The sequence below is a fragment of the Mycobacterium sp. SMC-4 genome (assembly GCF_025263265.1).
Lineage (GTDB): Bacteria > Actinomycetota > Actinomycetes > Mycobacteriales > Mycobacteriaceae > Mycobacterium.
Genome location: NZ_CP079869.1, coordinates 5,501,344 through 5,519,765, shown reverse-complemented (window position 1 = coordinate 5,519,765; position 18,422 = coordinate 5,501,344). Strand labels below are relative to the sequence as shown.

The following is an 18,422-nucleotide window of genomic DNA, read 5'->3' as shown; positions in this document are numbered from 1 at the left end:
ACCATGACCAAGGCAATCGCGCAGAAGGCATCCGAGCCCATGGTGAACGGCTTCGACAGGTCGCGTATCGACGAGCTCCCGCCCCGCACCCGCACGCAGGTCGAGTCCCGCGACCGCCTCCTGGGCCCCGGCTACCGGCTGTTCTACGAAGACCCCGTGGAGATCGTGCGCGGCGAGGGGACGCTGCTCTTCGATGCCGACGGCAATGACTACCTCGATGTCTACAACAACGTCGCCAGCGTCGGCCACTGCCACCCGTACGTCGTCGATGCCGTCCACCGACAGCTGACAACGCTGAACACCAACACCCGCTACATCCAGCAGTCGATCCTGAGCTACAGCGAGCAGTTCCTGGGCACGATGCCGGCCGAAATCGGTCACGTGATGTACACCTGCACTGGTTCTGAAGCCAACGATCTCGCGATGCGGGTGGCGCGCTACCACACCGGAAATCGGGGCATCATCGTCACCACCGGCGCCTACCACGGACTCACCTCCGACGTGTCCGCCTTCTCACCGTCTCTGGGTATTGGCGTACCGCTGGGGCCCCACGTGCGCACCATCAGCGCACCGGATCGCCTGCGCCACGGCGGAGATGAGAATGTGATCGCGGCAATGCGGCGTGAGATCCAAGAGGCGATCGCGGATCTGGAACGTCACGGCTTCGGCGTGGCGGCGTTCATCGCCGACATGATCTTCTCCTCCGACGGCATCTACGCCGACCCGGCCGGCTTTCTGCAACCCATCATCGAGGAAGTCCACAACGCAGGCGGGTTGTTCATCGCCGATGAGGTCCAGCCCGGATTCGGGCGCACCGGTCAACACTGGTGGGGGTTCCAGCGGCACAACCTGGTGCCTGACATCATGACCACCGGCAAACCCATGGGAAACGGGATCCCTGTCGCCGCCGCCGCCTTCCGTCCAGAGCTACTGGTGGAATTCGGCCGCAACATCCGCTACTTCAACACCTACGGCGGCAACTCGGTGTCCATCGCGGCCGCGCAGGCGGTCCTCGACGTGATCATCAACGAAGGCTTGATTGCCAACGCAGAAGCCGTCGGCGGCTACATCCAGGCCGAAATCAGAAAGCTGGCAGCACCTTACGAACAGATCGCTGAGGTCCGCGGTGCTGGCTTGTTCGTCGGTGTGGATATCGTTACCGACCGAGAATCCAACACCCCGGACGGGGGCGCGGCGTTGAGGATGGTCAACCACATGCGCCGGCGCCGCGTGCTCATCTCGGCATCCGGTCCACGGGGAAGCGTCCTGAAAGTCCGCCCACCGCTGCCGTTCTCGATCAGTGACGCTGACCGGATGCTCGAAAACTTCGAAGTGGTCCTCGCCGAGGAACTTCGTTGACCCGTCTGGCCCGCGTGCTGGCCCTGGTGAAACGCAGCGCTCATGACCGTGATTGACCACGACGCCACACTCTTGAGTCGGATGGCTGAGCGCGCTATTGAGGTCGACACCAGCAGTCGGCGTCTGGCCGAGTACAGCTACGACGCATCCAATTACCGGGTAGCACCACTGGCGGTGGCTTTCCCGCGCAGCCCGCGGGAAGTCAGTGAGATCGCCGCCTTGTGCCATGAGGCCGGTGTTGCCATCGTGGCCCGAGGTGGCGGCACCTCGATGGCCGGTAATGCTATCGGTCGGGGCGTGGTGCTTGATCTGTCCCGCTATATGAACCGCGTGGTGTCCATTGATGCCGCGAATCGAACAGCGGTCGTCGAACCCGGCGTCGTCTTGACTGATCTCGCCGAGGCGGTACATCGCAGCACGGCCGGCCAGTTGACTTTCGCGCCGGATCCATCGAGCAAGAACCGCGCGACTGTCGGAGGGTCGATCGGCAACGACGCCTGCGGCAACCACTCGGTGCGCTACGGGCGCACCGGTGACCACGTGGTGTCGCTGGACCTGGTGCTGGCCGACGGTACCCGCCTGACCGCCACCCACACCGGGCTGCAGGCGACCGACCCCGCAGACACCGCCGCGGTGGAGCGAGCCAGTGCACTGGCTGCAGACCTACGGACCCTGGCAGCCGGGTACATGGCGCAGTTTCGGCTTGAACTTGGACGAATTCCTCGGCAAGTCTCGGGCTTCCATCTCGACAATCTCCTGCCGGAGAAGGGCTTTGACGTCGCTCGCGCCCTGGTGGGTAGTGAGGGGGCCTGCGCCATTGTCGTCGGGGCCACCGTCTCTTTGGTCGACGTGGCACCCTCGGCGCTGCTGCTGATCGTCGCCTATGACGACATCGTTGACGCCGCACGCGACGTCACCACGATCCTGAAGTACTCGCCCGCGGCGATCGAAGGGATCGACGAACAGATCGTCGCCACGATGAAGGCCCGCCGTGGCGAAGATTCTGTCGCCGAGCTACCCACGGGCCGCGCGTGGCTCTACATCGATCTCGACGGCGACGACGACGCTGCCGTCGCCCAACAGGCCCGCAATCTGATGTCCGAGCTGCAGGCCCATGGGCGAGCCCGGGCGTGCCGGGAAGTCTCCGACCCCGGTGACCGGGCGAAGCTGTGGCGTGTCCGCGAGGACGGAGCCGGCCTGTCGTCGCGAGTGCAACTGGCCGACGGAACCAGCGTCACCTCCTGGCCCGGCTGGGAAGATTCCGCGGTCGCTCCCGAGAACCTCGCCGACTACCTCACGGATTTCCGTCTCCTGCTGCAGCAGTACCGGCTCATCGGGGTGATGTACGGACACTTCGGTGCCGGCTGCATGCACATCCGCATCACATTCGACCCACGTACCCCCGAGGGGCGGGACGTGATGTCGGCGTTCCTGACCGCCGCGGCCCGCCTGGTGGTCAAACACGGCGGGACGCTGTCGGGTGAGCACGGCGACGGCAGAGCACGCTCGCAGCTGCTGCCCGAGATGTTCTCACCGACCATCATGGAGGCCTTCGCAAAGTTCAAGTACCTGTTCGACCCGACCAATGTCCTCAACCCCGGCATGATCGTGGAGCCGGAACCGGTTACCGCAAATCTGGCATTGGCTGGTGTTCCCCCACTGCCCTGGCAGACGACATTCACTCTCCACGAGCCGACCGAGCCCGGGTCGAGTGCGTTCGCCGAGGCCGTCCAGCGCTGTATCGGGGTGGGCAGGTGCCGATCCCACAGCGGTGGCGTCATGTGCCCGAGCTACCGGGCCACTGGGGATGAGAAGGACTCCACCCGCGGGCGAGCCCGAGTGTTGCAGGACATGGTTCATGGCGCTCGCACGGTCGAGGAAGGTTGGGCATCGAAAGACGTCCGCGACGTCTTGGATCTGTGTCTGTCGTGCAAAGCATGCTCGTCTGACTGCCCCACCGGTGTGGACATGGCCACCTACAAGGCCGAGTTCTTCGACCATTACTACCGCGGACGTGTTCGTCCGATGGCGCACTACTCGCTGGGCTGGCTTCCCCGCTGGTTGGCCGTGACGTCGCGAGCCGCACCGCTGGTCAACGCCATCTTGGCGAGCCCGATGCGCAGCGTGGGTCTGCGACTGGGCGGTCTGACAACGCACCGACCGCTACCAACCTTTGCTTCCCGGCGCGAACTGCGCCAGGAACTCGGCACGCCGCACATCGGCCCCGGCGATGTGATCCTGCTGGTGGATTCGTTCACCAAGGGCTTCCGACCCGAGGTTGCTGGGGCGGCGCGCCGGGTCGTCGAAGATGCCGGCCACCGCGCCGAGGTCCGCACCGATGTGTGCTGCGGGCTGACGTGGATCTCCACCGGGCAACTGCGCCAGGCGCGAAAACGTCTGACACGCGCCGTTGCCACTCTCGACGATGGCACCGATCGGCCCATCATTGTGACCGAACCCAGCTGCGCGGCCGCACTGCGCAACGACCTCCCAGAGCTGGTGAACAGTGACGCTGCAACAAGGGTCGCCCACCGTATCCGCAGTTTCGCCGAACAGATAGCAGCACAAGTCAATTGCGGATGGGCACCGGAAAAGGTTCTGCCCGAATCGGTTACCGTGCAAACCCACTGTCACGAATACGCGGTGTTCGGCGCAGCGACACAACGCCGCGCTCTGGACGCGATCGGGATCAGCCAGGTGCGCGAGGCGACCGGCTGTTGCGGGGTAGCCGGCAACTTCGGCTTCGAGAATCAGCACTACGACGTGAGCATGGCCGTGGCCGAACAGGCCTTGGCCCCAGCACTACGCGCCGACCCGGACGCGGTCGTGCTCACCGATGGCTTCAGCTGCCACATGCAGGCCAGGCAACTCACCAACACACCAGCAGCCAGGGCATCGCTGCACCTCGCGCAAATTCTGGACCCCCGACTGGAGAAATGAACGATGACGACAACAACACCGAATCCCAGCAATGCTCAGGCTGGTCTCGCGCAGATTCCGACCGGATTGCTCATCGGAGCCAGCTGGCGTAACGCGACCGACAATAGAGTCTTCGAGGTGGAGAATCCGGCCACCGGTGAGGTGTTGGCCGCCGTCGCGGACGCCGGGGCCGCCGACGCCGACGACGCGCTGGCCGCTGCGGTCGCGGCGCAACCGTTCTGGGCCCGTACCGCGCCGCGATACCGCAGCGAGATCCTGCGCCGCGCCTACGATTTGGTAATGGTGCGCCAGGACTGGCTCGCCGAAGTGATGACCCTAGAAATGGGGAAGCCGCTCACCGAGGCCAAGGGCGAAGTGGCCTACGCCGCGGAGTTCTTGCGGTGGTTCTCCGAAGAAGCAGTTCGGATCTCGGGTGATCACACCACCACCGGTGATGGAGCTAACCGCATCATCGTCACGCGGGAGCCAGTGGGACCCTGTGTCCTCATCACACCCTGGAACTTTCCGTTGGCCATGGGCACCCGCAAGATCGCCCCCGCGGTGGCCGCGGGCTGCACGATGCTGCTCAAGCCGGCGCCGCAAACCCCGTTGACCTCGCTTGCTCTGGCCGCGCTCTTGCAAGAGAGTGGCTTGCCCGATGGGGTGCTCAACGTCGTCAACACCACCGACGCAGCGACCGTGGTGCAACGGTGGATGAGCAGCGGTAAAGCCCGCAAGATCAGCTTCACCGGCTCCACCGGGGTCGGTAAGGTCCTGTTGAGACAGGCCGCCGACGCGGTGATGAGGTCCTCGATGGAGCTGGGCGGCAACGCACCGTTCATCGTCTGCGCCGACGCCGACATCGACACCGCCGTCGAGGGCGCGATGGCGGCCAAAATGCGCAACATGGGCGAAGCCTGCACCGCCGCGAACCGCATGTACGTCCACCGCAGCGTCGCCGGTGAATTCTCCGAAAGGCTCGCCGCGCGGATGGCGGAGCTGAAGATCGGCAACGGCCTCGATGCCGGCACCGACGTCGGGCCCCTCATTGATGCAGCCGGACGAGCGAAGGTGCAACACCTCGTCGACGACGCGCTTTCTCGCGGAGCCGTCGCGCTGATCGGAGGACAGCTCCCCGACGGACCGGGCTACTTCTACCCACCCACAGTGCTGGCCGACGTGCCACCGGACTCCGAACTGATGGCCACCGAAGTGTTCGGCCCGGTTGCCCCGGTCCTTGCCTTCGATGACGAGAACGAGGTGATCGCCCGCGCCAACGACACCGACTGGGGTCTGGTCGGGTACGTGTTCACTCAAGACATCGACCGGGCGTTCGACCTCAGTGAACGGCTGGAGGTCGGAATGGTGGGCATCAACACCGGGGTCGTGTCCAACCCCGCCGCACCCTTCGGAGGGATCAAGCAATCCGGCCTGGGCCGCGAAGGCGGCAAGGTTGGCATCGACGAATTCCTTGAGTACAAATACCTTTCGGTTCCTCGCCAGAGAGGGCAGTGAACGCACGCGGTGGGTGGCGTCATGAGGTGCGACAACCGCTGCTACCTCGGGTTCAGCTGTTCCCGTACCGCCGCCGCACTGTCGGCCGTCAGCGCCGCCGACGCGATAGCCGCCGCTTCGCGGCTGTCGAGCGCTCGGACTGCCTCTTTGGTGGTCGCGATCGCCGGCGGCGCGACCGATAACGCGTTGACGCCCAACCCGATCAGCAACCTGGCGGCGCGTTCGTCGGCGGCGAACTCGCCGCACACCGATACCGAGGCCTGCCCGGCCGCGCCCTGGCAGGTGCTGCGGATCAGCGCCAGCAGCCCCGGGTCGAAGGTGTCACCGATGGCGGCCACCGCATCGTTGTTGCGGTCAGCGGCGAGCGCGTACTGGGTCAGGTCGTTGGTGCCGATGGAGAAGAAGTCGACGTGTCGGGCGAAAGCGGCAGCTTTCAGCGCCACGGCGGGTACCTCCACCATCATCCCGACCTCCAGACCCGCCGGACGCTGCCGTCCGGTCGCCGCTACTGCCTCATCGAGCAGGCGGCGGGCGGTCAGCAGCTCATCGAGCGTGCTCACCATCGGGAACATCACGCTGACCGGGCTCTGGTGTGCGACCCGCGCCATGGCCAGCAGCTGATCGGACAGCAGCTGAGGATGGTGCAGCGACAGCCGGATGCCGCGCACACCGAGGAACGGGTTCATTTCCGCCGGGGCCGGGAGGAATTCCAGCGGCTTGTCTCCGCCGACATCCAAGGTGCGCAGCGTGATCCGTCTGCCGTCCATCGCCTCGGCGATCTTGCGGTAGACCGCGGTCTGTTCCTCGACGTCCGGCGCATCGGCCCGACCGAGGAACAGGAACTCGGTGCGGATCAGGCCGGCGTAATCGGCACCGGCCGCCGTGGCCGCCCTGGCGTCGTCGACCGAGCCCAGATTCGCACCGACCACCACGGCGACTCCGTCGGATGTGATTGCGGGCTCTGTCGCCCTCGCCTTCGCCGCGCGCTGATGAAGCGCCAGCGCTGCCACCCGGTCACCGAATCGGCGACGCTCGTCTGCGGGCGGATCGACGGTGAACTCGCCTCTGGTGCCGTCCACTGCGACCACAGTGCCTTCGGGGATGGTCAGCACGGCCGGGCCGGCGCCGACGATCGCGGGGATCCCTTTGGCACGCAACAGAATGACATTGTGCGCGTGCGGACTGCCGAAGGCGAGCACCACGGCTGCCACCTGATCGGGCACCAGCTCTGCGGCCTCGGCCGGCGTGAGATCGGCCGCCACCAGCACCCCGGTGGTGTCTGCCGCGGAGGGCGCCGAGCCGAGCATGGCCCGCAGCACCTGGTCGCCGACCGCCGAGACATCCTCGGCTCTGGCTTTCAGATAGGGGTCGGTCAGCGCCGCGAACTCCGCGGCCAGGGCCGTCACCGCCGCCGCCCATGCCGCAACCGCCGAGTCGCCGCCGTCGATACGGGAGCGGACGGTGTCGAGCAGTTCGGTGTCGTCGAGCAACAGTTGGTGTGCGTCGAAGATCGACGCCTCGGCCTCACCGACTTCGCGTGCGGTGCGGGTCCGCAACTGGCTGATGGTCCGCCTGACACCGGCAATCGCCTTGCTGATTCGCCGCCATTCGGTTGCCGGATCCTGCGCGGGGGTGTCCGGAATGGTGATCGGGCGCAGTCGTGCCGATCGGGCCGGGCCGATGCCCAAGCCCGGGGAGGCTCCGATCGGCGCCTGCTGCGCGCCTGCCCGCCGCTCGGGTGCCGGCTGGGGCGCGCCGGTGATCGACTCGTCGAAGTGTCGGGCTGCGAGCGCGAGAATGTGATCGAGAGCCTCGGCTGCCTGACTGCCGGACACGCGCACCTCGACCTCGTGGCCGCTACGTACACCCAACGTCGCGATCTTGGAAAGACTGCCGGCGCCAACCCATTCCGAGTCGGTCGACCGATTCCGGATGAAGGTGCGGGCGTCCCGTTTGCGGGCCTCCTGGACCAGCCGGGCCGCGGGCCTGGCATGGAGTCCGTGTGGGTTCTCGACGACGAAGCTGCCGGTGAGTTCGGCAGTCCCGGTTGGGGCGTCGTCTGGGGTGGCGGCCATGGGCGCCGGATCCAGATGGCCGACCTTGCCTGCCAGCGCCCCGGTCGCCTCGGCCACCACCTCCTCGGCGGTCGCCCCACCGGCCGCCGCCACTGCTGCGACGACCAGTCCCTCGACCAGCGGGGCCGGACACAGCACCACGCGCTGGCGAAGGTCATCGTCGAGCAGGTCGAGGGCGAGTTCGGCTGAGAGCACAGCGCTTCCGAGGTCCATCAGCACCACGACGCCGGCGCCCCGGTCGGCGGCGTTGATGGCCTCGACGATCTGAGTGGCGTCGGTGCCGAAGGTGGTGTCGTCGAGTCCGGCGGCGATGGTGATCTTCAACTGTTTGCCGTGCACCATCTCCTGGGCAAGGCCGACGGCCGCGCGGGCCAGCGCCCGGCTGTGGGAGACGACGACGAGGCCGACCAAGCCGCGGGCGCTCATCCGGCTGCTCCGAAAGCCGTTGCTGCCGCGGTGATCAACATCGCCGAGGAGGTCGCGCCCGGATCGATGTGTCCGACACTGCGCTGGCCGAGGTAGCTGGCTCGGCCTTTGCGGGCGACCATCGATTCGGTGGCGTCGCGGCCCCTGTCGGCCGCAGCCGCCGCCTCGCGCAGTGCTGGAGCGAGGTCGGTCTCAGACGCCAGCGCACCGTCGAGTGCGTCCAGCGCAGGCGCAAGCGCGTCGAACATGGTTTTGTCGCCGGCTTCGGCGCGGCCGCGGGCGACCACACCGTCGACGCCGGCGCGCAACGCCTTGGCGAACTCGGCCGCGCCTGCGGTGTCGGCGCCGAATGCGGGCGCCATCCGCAGGAAGAGCGTGCCGTACAACGGCCCGCTCGCGCCGCCGACGGAACTGACCAGGGTCATACCCACTTTTTTGAACAGTGCAGGCAGGTCGGCGGGCGGGGTCTCGTCGAGGGCAGCGATCACGGCCGACATGCCGCGCTCCATGTTGATGCCATGGTCGGCGTCACCGACTGCGGCATCGAGATCGCTGAGATACTGCGCGTTCTCGGTGATCAGCCGGGCGAATTCGCGCAGCCAACCGGTGACGAGAGTGGTGTCGATGTTCTGGTCGGTGCCCATTCAGCAGCCCTTTCGCAGTGCGGGTGTGTTGACCGGGTGATCCCACAGGTTCAGCAGGTCGTCGTCGGTACGCAGCAGGGTCACAGAGCACCCCGCCATATCCAGGCTGGTGATGTAGGGCCCGACCAGGGATCGGGCCACGGTCACGCCGGCCTTCTCCAGAATCGCGGCGATCTCGGAGTACATGACGTACAACTCGAGCGGCGGCGTCGCGCCCATGCTGTTGACAAAGAGGATGACACCCCGCCCGTCAGCGCCGGCGGCGAAGTCGAAATCGGCCAGGATGGGCTCGAGCATCAGCTCGGCGATCGCCCGTGCCGGCTGCAACGGGAGCCGCTGTCGACCGGGCTCACCGTGGATTCCGATGCCGAGTTCGATCTCGTCGTCGGGTAGATCGAAGGTCGGATGACCGACAGCGGGAACCGTGCACGACGTGAGTGCGACCCCCATGCTGCGGGCGGACTCGTTGACCCGTCGGGCAACGCCGACCACCTCGGCGAGGGGGCGGCCCTGATCGGCTGCGGCACCGGCGAGCTTCTCCACCAACACCGTGGCACCGACCCCGCGACGACCGGCGGTGTACGTGCTGTCCTGCACCGCGACGTCGTCGTCGACGATGATCGACTCGACATCGATGCCCTCGGCCTGCGCCAGTTCGGCCGCCATCTCGAAGTTCATCACGTCGCCGGTGTAGTTCTTCACGATGTGCAGGACACCGGCCCCACCGTCGACGGTCTTGGTTGCCTCCAGCATCTGATCGGGCACCGGTGAGGTGAAGATCTCCCCGGCGCACGCCGCGTCGAGCATGCCCGAGCCGACGAAGCCGCCGTGCAGGGGCTCGTGCCCGGAGCCGCCGCCGGAGATGAGTCCGACCTTGCCGGCCACCGGAACGTCACCGCGATAAATGATCCGGTTCAGATGGTCGATGCGCAGCTCGGGGTGGGCCAACGCCATGCCGCGCAGCGCTTCTGCGACGACATCACTGGGATCGTTGATGAATTTCTTCATGGCGGCGCCTCCTAGGCTGCGGTGGTGGTCTGGGGGGTGGGCTCAGCGGGGGCGGTGACCGGCTCCGCGGGTTCGGAATCGGCGCGGGTGCGCGAGATCGCGACGTAGGTCAACGCGGCGACGATGCCCGCGAGGAACTCCGCGCCGAGGTAGACCGGAAGCTGGCCCCACGACACCTCTCCGCCCGCGAGTTGCTGGATGAGCATCGGTCCGAACGTGCGGGCCGGATTGATCGACGCGCCCGTGGTGGGTGCGACGGGGATGATCGCCGCGAACACCACCAGGCCGATCGCCACGCCGGCAAATCCAGCCGAGGCCTTGCGGTGGATCACGCCGAACACGGTGAACACAAGAATGAACGTACCCACGAACTCAGCGAAAAAGGCCTGGATCGCCGGGGTTTCGCTGGAGTAGGTGGCAACGCCGAGGCCGACGTCGCTGGCGGCCGTGCCGAGCACCCCGATGATCGCGGCCGCTCCAGCGATGGCACCGAAAACCTGCGCGCCGATGTAGGCGGGAACCCGCGGCCACGGGAACTTACCGGTGACCGCAAGGCCGATGGTGACCGCGGGGTTGATGTGGTTTCCGGAGATGTGGCCCAGCGCGTAGATGGTCGCCACCACGATGGTGGCGAATGCCAGGGAGATCATCCCGAGGTCTGCCATCGTGAACGGGGCGTTGCCGTTGACGATCAGGGTGGCGGGCACGGCGCCGACACCGACGAACACCAAAAAGGCGGTGCCGAGTGCCTCTGCCACGAGCTTCTGCGGGAGTGAAGGCTCGTCCATACTTGCTCTCCTCTGAGTTCGCACGAGTCGCCGGTCCGTGACCCTACCGTTCACCTATCGGCGATAGCGGATGCCATTCGATAATGTCGAATGTGATCTGGACCATACGCTTATGCTTCGGTGGGCACAAGGGGTGCGCGAGAAGAAGGCAGGGCAGATGATTCAGGCGGTCGACCGAGCGCTACGCATCCTCACGGTGTTGCAGGGTGGACGGCGGATGAGCCTGGGGGAGGTCGCCGCGGCGATCGACCTCGCGCCCTCGACGGTGCACGGTTTGATTCGCACCCTGCTCGCACACGGGATGGTGCAGCAGGAGATCGACTCGGGACGCTACCGGCTCGGGCCGGCGACCCTGCGGTTGGGCAATGTCTATCTGGAGACGCTGGAGCTGCGTGCACGGGTGGCGATCTGGGCCGAGGGACTGGCCCGGCGCACCGGCTGCGCAGTGCGGACCGCGGTGCTGCTCTTCGACGAGATCGTCGTCGTCGCCCACGAGCCCCGTCCCGACGGAACCCGTCAGATGCCCGAGGTCGGCATCGTGATTCCCGCCCATGCCAGCGCTCTGGGCAAGGCACTGCTGGCGTTCACCGCCGGCGAGAGCGCGCCGGCGCCGTTGCGCAGCATGACCGGTGAGACGATCACCGACCCCGCGGTGCTGGCTTCTCAACTCGAGGTTGTCCGAGCCACCGGACTCGCCGACGAGGTCGAGGAAGCAGTGATCGGTGAATGTGCCTGCGCCGCAGCGGTGTTTGACTCATCCGGAGAGGTGATCGGGGCGATCGGCCTGGTTGTTCCCGCCGCCCGCTGGCCGTTGGAGCCCGCGGACGTCGACGCACTGCGCGACGCCGCGCGCACGGTGTCGCGCGAACTCGGTGCGCCGGTGTGGCCGGCTCGCCGGAGCTAGCCGACCCAACTCAACTCCCCGCACTGGTGGGGAAATCCGCGCTGCGAGAGAGTGTCTCATTGGCCCGGATTTCGCCGAGAGCATGTTCCAGTGCGTCGATCACGGCGTCGTAGCCGTTGTTGCCCAAGACCAGCCGGCGGGGAGGCGGGTCTTGGGCCATCGCTGCGATCACCGCACGGGCCGCACGGCTGGGGTCGCCGGGCTGCACGCCGTCCATCTCGACGAAGGCGGCACGGACCTGTGCGAGCATGTCGTGATATTCCGGAATCGCCTCCGCTACGGGCTCGTTCGCAAAGCCGGCGTAGGCGTTGGTGCGGAACGCCCCTGGTTCTACGGTCAACACGGAGATACCCTGTGCGGCAACCTCATCGCGCAGGGCATCGGTGATGGCTTCGAGGGCGAACTTCGTCGCACTGTAGTAGCCGAATCCGGGCGCCGACACCAGCCCGGCCACCGAGGACACGTTGACGATCCACCCGCTCCCGCGGGCGCGCATCCCCGGCAGCACCGCGCGGATCACCGACAGCACCGCGAAGAAGTTCAGCTCGAACATCGCCCGCACCGCGGACTCGTCCATCCCCTCGATGGATCCGTACCAACCGCGGCCGGCATTGTTGACCAGCACGTCGATACCGCCGAAGCGCTCCTCGGCCGCATGCACCGCACGCTGCACCTGCGCCGCGTCGGTGAGCTCTAGCGGCACGACGAGAACGCGGTCGCCGTACTGATCGGCCCACGCCGCCAGCTCCTGCTGGCGCCGGGAGGTGAGTACCACGCAGTCCCCGGCCTCCAGCGCCGCCTCGGCGAACGCCACCCCGAAACCGCCGGACGTGCCCCCGGTGATGAACCATCGTCTGCTCATGGTTCGATCACCAACCGGCTGATCAACACGCCGTCGAGGGTGAACCGATAGTGCAGATCGGCGACCCCGCCGGGGAAGTCACCCTCCAGGTGCTGCCCGACGTCGACGGTCGTATCGGTCTGCTCTTCGAGCACCGTCGCGCCGGTGAACTCGGTGGTGTAGGTGTACTCACTGGCCGCAGTCGCGACCCAGGTCCCGATGTCGTCGCCGCCCGTATAGTCGCGGCCCTCGTCGGTCACGACGGCGTCCGGGGTGAGCGTGGCGAGGGCCCGGTCGGCGTCTCGGGCGTCGAGTGCGGTCATGAACGTCTTGATGCTGTCCGGGAGCGCATCCCAATCTGTGGTCATGACCCCACCGTGGGGCTTCCCCTAAGGGCAAGGTCAACCCCGCGCGCACATGTTGACCTTGCCCTAGGGGCAGACTGCAGGATGGTCCCACGGCCTACACCGACGGCGAAACGCAGAGGAGGACGCCATGGGCGCACGCGTCTCGATCGGTGACTTCGCTGTGATGACCAGCCTGAGCAGGAAAGCGCTCCGGCACTACCACGACATCGGCATTCTCGAACCAGTCCACGTCGACGCCCACACCGGCTACCGCTTCTACGACACCAGCCAGGTAGACCATGCACACATCATCCGCCGGTTCCGATCGCTGGGCATGTCCATTCCCGACATCAAGGCGCTGCTGAGCACAGAGGACGCCGCGGCACGCACCGAGATCATCACCACTCATCTCGCACAGATGGAGGTGCAGCTACAACAAACTCGTGACACCGTCGGCGCGCTGCGCGAGTTGCTCTCTCCGGTGAGCGTCCCGGCCCACGTGGACATGCAGCGCAAGCCGGCGCTCACCGTCTGGTCCGTCGGCGCCACCATCGAGGTTTCCGAGATCGACGACTGGTTCGGAACGTCGCTGAGGACTTTGCGCGACGCCGTTACGGCGGCGGGCAGCGCCGGGCTGGGGCACCAGCCGGGCGGCCTCTACGACCGAGCGCTGTTTCTCGAATCACGCGGCAAGGCAACCCTCTTCGTCCCGGCGCCGCATTCCGCGCACCCCCCGGAGGGCGTCCGTGCTGAGATCTTGCCTGCGGCCGAGTTCGCGGTGCTCACCCATCCCGGTGGTCACGACGGCATCGACCGCAGCTACGCGGCTCTGGGTCGATATGTGAACGAGCATCTGATCAGCCACCAGGGCCCGATCCGCGAACACTACATCGGAGCCACGCCCTCGACGCCGACGACGTTCACCGCCACAGAGATCTGCTGGCCGATCTTCAGCACCACTCCACCTCCAGCGTGAGAGCAGCGTCGGCCGGTCCATGCCGCGTGGTGCGCCGCGACATCGGGCTATAGAAGTCAGTCGGGGTCCTCAGAAGGTGGCAGTGATTGCGCTGGCTCTGATTTCGAAGGGACCCTGCTGTTTATCGAGAATGTAGATCGATACCTGACCGATGGTTGCGGGATCCAGATTCTTGGGCGCGTCGGGCGCGGGGCCGAGACGCGTGCCGACCGGCTGAAAGTCCTCGACAGGCAGTTGGTAGATCCGGTCGACGCCGGCCTCGGTGGGAAAACGCTGAACGTAGGACCACGGCTGCTCGGGACGGCCGACCTTCAGCAGGTAGGTCTTGCCGTCGCCGACAGCGCGCACTCCAAGTGAGGTGGCACCGGCCGCTCGGCGACCGATATCGGGGTCCTGCGGACTACGGGCCGAAGCGAACCCACCGTTGTTGTCCAGCGAGATGTTTCCAGAAAACACGAGCCCACCGTCGCCGAACCTGATGCGCGAGGTGGACGCACCACCCATCACGGGGTCGTTGACGGTTGTCCATGTCGCCACCTCGTCGGCGTCATCGAGGCCGACGAGTAAGACATCGGCTGGCTCATCTCCGTCCGAGGACCGCGCCGCGTCCGAGCAGGACACAACCAGTAGCAACGGGCAGACAGACACCATGCCGATCAGCCACAGCGTCAGCCGATCCGCCCGGCCCCGGTGCCGGCGCACTCAACACCGACTCGCGGCGGAGTTCATCTCGCTGCTGCGCATGGGCATTCCGTCGATCACCGCGTAGATCGCCCGGAGATCCGGCACCCCGTCGATGCGCCGTTTCTCGCCACCGTCTTTCCCGATCAACAGCGCGGTGAAGCCTTCTGTGTCGATCGCGTACCGCGCCACCAGCCGTTGGGCCTCGGCGGCGTCCATGGTGTGGCCGTCGAGCGAGCTGTTGCCGTCGCGCACCACGGCGCAACCCGGCTGCGCCTGGCCCCGTGACCTTTTCACCCAGGGAACGCCCCCGCGATTTGTCGGACGGCGCGTGCATGCTGACGGCAACGACGAAGGGAGCAGCGATGTGCTGGAGATGCGACCATCCGGAAGCCACCAACGAGGACTACTTGGAGCATCTCCGCGAGACCATTCGCGACCATGGCTGGGTCGTACAGTACGTCGAGAGCGAGAAGAGACCGTTCGCCTACACCGTTGGGCTGTACGGCCGAGGTCTGCCCGAGTTGTTGATGACCGGGCTATCGGCCGAGGTCTCGTGCCGCGTGCTGAGCTCGATCGCACACATGGTGGTTGATGACGGGACCGTGTTGGCACCGGCGATGCACATCGACTACAAGGACCGATTCCTCATCGAGGTGGTCGAGGTCGAGCACCCCGATGTGCACCTGAGGTTCGCCGTCGACATCTTCGGTCCGAACATCCGTGCTCTACAACTGGTTTGGGCCGCTGGCAACAGACGGTTCCCGTGGGCTGCGGGATGGGGACACGGTCGCCGGCGACAACCCGTGCTCGGATGTCGCACAGACTGGCCGACCTCGGCCGCCTGACCGACAACACCCGCGCACCGTTGCGTGAACGCCGAGTCGGGGTGAACGTGGTCAGCCGTTGAGTTGCCAGTTGAGGGTGAAACGGTGCCGCAGGACAAGTTCGGTGAGGACGTCAGCGCGGTCGACCAGGCGCCACACCCGGGTGCGGAAGTGGTGATGGGCGAAGAATGCGTAGTTGGTGGACTGCTGCGGGGTGGTCCGTGACCGGTACACAATCGCCGACAGGTCGGGCCACCACTGTCGAGAGGCTTCGGCGAGACGCTGGCAGGTGTCCCACACCGCGTCGTGCTGGCCGGTGCTGATCTGGTCGTCGATGTCCAGGGCGTCGAGGTTGCGTTCGGTGCGCAGATCGAGCACCCGGATCGGGTGGCGGGTGATCATCTCGATCAGGAAGTGCTCGGAGTGATCGGCGGGCAGCACCAGACCGGTGGCGCGATAGCGCTCACGGAAGGCGCCGACGAGGTCAGCGCCGGCGTACCGGGTGCGGAAGGCGCCCGACGGCGCGTCGAAGCGGTAGCGCGGTGCAGGGAAGCCGTGCCAGTCCCACTCGCTGGGGCGCGCGGCTTCCACGCGCCACATCGTGGTGTTGGGTCTGACCGTTCTGCTGCGCAGCCCGGCCGGGCGGTCCGCGGGCAGGGGCCGGAGGTAGCCGGGGAGGAGGTCAGGCACCTAGGTCGGTGAGGGCTCGCCAGGCCGCCGCAATGGTCGCCGGGTTTTCGAGCGCCTCCGCGATGGATGCGCTATTCAGGTCCTCGCGCTGCAGGCGCATGATGCGGTCCGCGGCGATCGGGTCGTCGGTAAAGCGCGACAACAGCTCAAGGATCCGAGGGAGGTCGGCGCGAAGCCGTCCGCCGTCGAACTGCCAGGCCGGAAACCAGGTCCTGTTACCCACCGGTGCGCCGACCACCCGTTTGCGGGTCCGCAGCCGGTGCACCGCCTGCGGCGAGGCATACCCGAGTTGGGCTTGTACCTGCGCGGTCGACAGCGCGCCGTCGACGAACTCGTCGACGAGGACACTGCGGCGTTGCTCGTTGAGCACATGCGCAGCAGAACGCTCCAGTGAACCCTGAGGACCGGTCGGTGCGTCACGCAGCGCGTCGAGGACCCGCACGAACCGGGCGTCGCGGTGGGCCCTGGTTTGAATGTCCCGAATGAGGGATGGGACTGCGGCGGTCATGCCCCGAGCCTACCCCACACCCCAGAGAATTGAAACAATCGAAACATGTGCGGGGCAGCTCACCGCCCGCGGCACAGATTCTGGCAGGTCCGGTACCGACCGCAGGTGGCCGGGGCAGCCATGCCAGGACGTCGCAGTAGCGAAGGTTACGGGGTTCGATTGCTCATGGCCTTCGACGTCGGAATCGCCGTCGTCGAGATCACGACGGACACCCATCGCCCGTCCACCTGGTGGGCGTTGGAGTTCGGCGGTCGCAACCCAACCGAAGGCGTTGCAGGAGGACACGTTTACATCGACAACGTCACCTACACCAGCGAGCGGGACGCAGGGCACTCGAACATCGCCTACCAGGGTGGGACGTATGCGCCGGTGGGCTGGTACATCAACGCGGCCTGGTGGCATGCGGGCGAGAGCATGCCCCAATGGCGATCTGAGGTGTACGGCGACACCAGCCCGCTTGTGCCGGGTGTCTGATTCGACGGCGCCGAGGACGGCACGGATTGCGGCTTCATCGCCTTCGATGGTGACCATCTCGCGAACCTGATCCAGGCTGAGCACTCGACCTCTCGGCCGTCACAGCACTTGCCGCGGAGCGCGGGCAGTGTTGGGCACCATGGCATTTAGTTGAACGAAGGCCTGTCCTGCTTTCAGAGCCCACGTCGCCACCCTCACGTTGGTCCTGTCGAGCGCATCAGTAATCGCCGGGGAATCAATCCTCCGATGCCCCGGTTGGACCCGATATCGGAACAGTCAGGACGAAATTCTGAGGAGAGAGGCGAGACTGATGAAGAGGTTCGGATCAGCCGGGATGGCTGCAGGCATCGCATCGGCGTTATTGATCGGCCTTGCAGGTGTGGCCCAGGCTACCGACAATAGCCCGGGGAATAGCGGCCGCGACAGGGGCGTTTACAGCCGCGACAGCAACTACCCATGGCGGGATCAGCTCTTGCCCAGGGTGAAGGTGCCGCGCGTCGACAACAGTGTTCGCAACTCACGGTAACCGATGAACCATCGGTGGCTTCGGTTGCATGCCAGTATTTTTCGGATGCGCCTGCCAGTGATGGCAATGAAAGCCTCCTCGAGGCATGCCTCGAGCGATTGAGCCCATCGGGCGGGTCTGACAGACGACCCCGCTTCAGGGCGGCGTGGCGTCCGCGGCCAACGGCGCCGGCCATTCGGTCGGCGAATCCTGCAGTGCCGAAATATCGGGTAGCGGTTTCTGGCACAGTGTCCGGGCCTGTTTCGATGTCATGCCGAGCGTGCGCAGAAGCCGTTCGGTCACTTCGTCGACGGTGGCTGCGGTGTCGTTCTGGGGTCGCTCGCGTAACAGCGTGGTGAGACCGACGAGCATGCCGCCGGCGATGGCCAAACCGAGTTCAGGGTCGGCGATCGTGAAGCGGCCTTGCTCGATCGCCGCGGCGATGTCACGCAGAGCCCGCGGTGCCAGGCCCCGGTCGCTCATGATGAGGGAGTCCGCATGAGCGAGTAGCAGCGCGGCTTCCCGTCGTCGGTAGTGCAACAGCCGTCCGGTCAGTCGGTAGTTGGCGGCGAAGGCCTCGGCCGGATCGGGTATTGATCCGGTGAAGCCGTCGAGGAGGGCGCCGAGGTTGTCGAGGGCGTCGGTGACCGCGGCCTCGAACAACTCCTCCTTGCTGGAAAAATGGTTGTAGAACGATCCCATTCCCACGTCGGCTGCCTGGGTGATCTCCAGAATCGGGACGGCAAGCTTGCCTTGGGCGATAAAGCCTTGGGCCGCCCGGACCAAGGCATTGCGGGTACGCATTTTGCGCCGCTCCAGGCGGTTGACCGTGGGGTGCGGCGATACGGGGGCGTCGCGATCGGGCACGTCCATGACGCAGAGAATATCAGCGAAATCCAATTCTGAGGATTTCGTCAGAATCCTTGACTGAGCGA

18 protein-coding genes are annotated in these 18,422 nt (G+C 66.4%); 7 read left to right on the top strand and 11 right to left on the bottom strand.

Translation table 11 applies throughout. The annotated features are described in order from the left end of the window. Window positions 1-39: 39 nt before the first annotated feature. The 3 genes from KXD98_RS26400 to KXD98_RS26390 are packed head-to-tail and all read left to right on the top strand — an operon-like array spanning window position 40 to window position 5,793. Window positions 40-1,359, top strand: coding sequence for an aspartate aminotransferase family protein (locus tag KXD98_RS26400; RefSeq protein WP_260765444.1), 1,320 nt, complete (start codon window positions 40-42; stop codon window positions 1,357-1,359). A 42-nt stretch (window positions 1,360-1,401) separates the two neighbouring features. Then, on the top strand, window positions 1,402-4,299 hold the full coding sequence (locus KXD98_RS26395) for an FAD-binding and (Fe-S)-binding domain-containing protein (RefSeq protein WP_260761236.1): 2,898 nt from the start codon (window positions 1,402-1,404) through the stop codon (window positions 4,297-4,299). Window positions 4,300-4,302: 3 nt separating this feature from the next. Then, window positions 4,303-5,793 carry an NAD-dependent succinate-semialdehyde dehydrogenase gene (locus KXD98_RS26390; RefSeq protein WP_260761235.1) on the top strand — a complete coding sequence of 497 codons (1,491 nt, stop codon included), beginning with the start codon at window positions 4,303-4,305 and terminating at the stop codon, window positions 5,791-5,793. A gap of 41 nt (window positions 5,794-5,834) precedes the next feature. On the opposite strand, the gene ptsP is transcribed toward KXD98_RS26390, so the two are convergent. The 4 genes from ptsP to KXD98_RS26370 are packed head-to-tail and all read right to left on the bottom strand — an operon-like array spanning window position 5,835 to window position 10,734. After that, entirely contained in the window at window positions 5,835-8,294 is a 2,460-nt protein-coding gene (gene ptsP / locus KXD98_RS26385) for a phosphoenolpyruvate--protein phosphotransferase (RefSeq protein WP_260761234.1), read from the bottom strand. After that, a complete protein-coding gene (dhaL, locus tag KXD98_RS26380) occupies window positions 8,291-8,938 on the bottom strand; it encodes a dihydroxyacetone kinase subunit DhaL (RefSeq protein ID WP_260761233.1) in 648 nt (215 codons plus the stop codon). Before dhaL ends, ptsP begins: the two co-directional genes overlap by 4 nt. After that, window positions 8,939-9,946 carry a dihydroxyacetone kinase subunit DhaK gene (gene dhaK / locus KXD98_RS26375; protein WP_260761232.1) on the bottom strand — a complete coding sequence of 336 codons (1,008 nt, stop codon included), beginning with the start codon at window positions 9,944-9,946 and terminating at the stop codon, window positions 8,939-8,941. It abuts the gene before it with no gap. A gap of 11 nt (window positions 9,947-9,957) precedes the next feature. Beyond that, window positions 9,958-10,734, bottom strand: a complete 777-nt coding sequence (locus KXD98_RS26370) for an MIP/aquaporin family protein (RefSeq protein WP_260761231.1) — start codon at window positions 10,732-10,734, stop codon at window positions 9,958-9,960. Between the two features lie 112 nt (window positions 10,735-10,846). Here KXD98_RS26370 and KXD98_RS26365 point away from each other — a divergent pair, with 112 nt between their 5' ends. After that, window positions 10,847-11,638, top strand: coding sequence for an IclR family transcriptional regulator (locus tag KXD98_RS26365; protein ID WP_260761230.1), 792 nt, complete (start codon window positions 10,847-10,849; stop codon window positions 11,636-11,638). A gap of 10 nt (window positions 11,639-11,648) precedes the next feature. Here the strand turns inward: KXD98_RS26365 and KXD98_RS26360 are convergent, their stop codons facing one another. After that, window positions 11,649-12,500 (bottom strand): oxidoreductase, encoded by an 852-nt coding sequence (locus KXD98_RS26360; RefSeq protein ID WP_260761229.1) that lies wholly within the window; start codon window positions 12,498-12,500, stop codon window positions 11,649-11,651. Further along, window positions 12,497-12,847, bottom strand: coding sequence for a nuclear transport factor 2 family protein (locus tag KXD98_RS26355; protein ID WP_260761228.1), 351 nt, complete (start codon window positions 12,845-12,847; stop codon window positions 12,497-12,499). The genes KXD98_RS26360 and KXD98_RS26355 overlap by 4 nt, the downstream gene beginning before the upstream one ends. A gap of 127 nt (window positions 12,848-12,974) precedes the next feature. Between KXD98_RS26355 and KXD98_RS26350 the strand changes: the two genes are divergently transcribed. After that, entirely contained in the window at window positions 12,975-13,802 is an 828-nt protein-coding gene (locus KXD98_RS26350; RefSeq protein ID WP_260761227.1) for a MerR family transcriptional regulator, read from the top strand. A gap of 69 nt (window positions 13,803-13,871) precedes the next feature. Here KXD98_RS26350 and KXD98_RS26345 read toward each other — a convergent pair whose 3' ends face one another. Both KXD98_RS26345 and KXD98_RS26340 read right to left on the bottom strand, forming a co-directional pair. Then, window positions 13,872-14,504, bottom strand: coding sequence for a CIA30 family protein (locus KXD98_RS26345; protein WP_260761226.1), 633 nt, complete (start codon window positions 14,502-14,504; stop codon window positions 13,872-13,874). Beyond that, complete coding sequence (locus KXD98_RS26340; RefSeq protein ID WP_260761225.1) at window positions 14,505-14,780, bottom strand: DUF4174 domain-containing protein; 276 nt, start codon at window positions 14,778-14,780, stop codon at window positions 14,505-14,507. A gap of 68 nt (window positions 14,781-14,848) precedes the next feature. Between KXD98_RS26340 and KXD98_RS26335 the strand changes: the two genes are divergently transcribed. Further along, window positions 14,849-15,331 (top strand): DUF4262 domain-containing protein, encoded by a 483-nt coding sequence (locus KXD98_RS26335; protein WP_260761224.1) that lies wholly within the window; start codon window positions 14,849-14,851, stop codon window positions 15,329-15,331. Window positions 15,332-15,382: 51 nt separating this feature from the next. Here the strand turns inward: KXD98_RS26335 and KXD98_RS26330 are convergent, their stop codons facing one another. After that, the gene (locus tag KXD98_RS26330; RefSeq protein ID WP_313901296.1) at window positions 15,383-15,910 is read right to left on the bottom strand and encodes an RES family NAD+ phosphorylase; all 528 of its coding nucleotides are present in this window, start codon (window positions 15,908-15,910) and stop codon (window positions 15,383-15,385) included. Between the two features lie 82 nt (window positions 15,911-15,992). Next, a complete protein-coding gene (locus tag KXD98_RS26325) occupies window positions 15,993-16,508 on the bottom strand; it encodes a hypothetical protein (RefSeq protein WP_260761222.1) in 516 nt (171 codons plus the stop codon). 165 nt (window positions 16,509-16,673) lie between these two features. On the opposite strand from KXD98_RS26325, the gene KXD98_RS26320 reads away from it, so the two are divergent. Next, window positions 16,674-16,982 (top strand): hypothetical protein, encoded by a 309-nt coding sequence (locus KXD98_RS26320; RefSeq protein WP_260761221.1) that lies wholly within the window; start codon window positions 16,674-16,676, stop codon window positions 16,980-16,982. Between the two features lie 661 nt (window positions 16,983-17,643). On the opposite strand, the gene KXD98_RS26310 is transcribed toward KXD98_RS26320, so the two are convergent. Continuing rightward, window positions 17,644-18,360 carry a TetR/AcrR family transcriptional regulator gene (locus KXD98_RS26310; RefSeq protein ID WP_260761219.1) on the bottom strand — a complete coding sequence of 239 codons (717 nt, stop codon included), beginning with the start codon at window positions 18,358-18,360 and terminating at the stop codon, window positions 17,644-17,646. Window positions 18,361-18,422 lie beyond the last annotated feature (62 nt).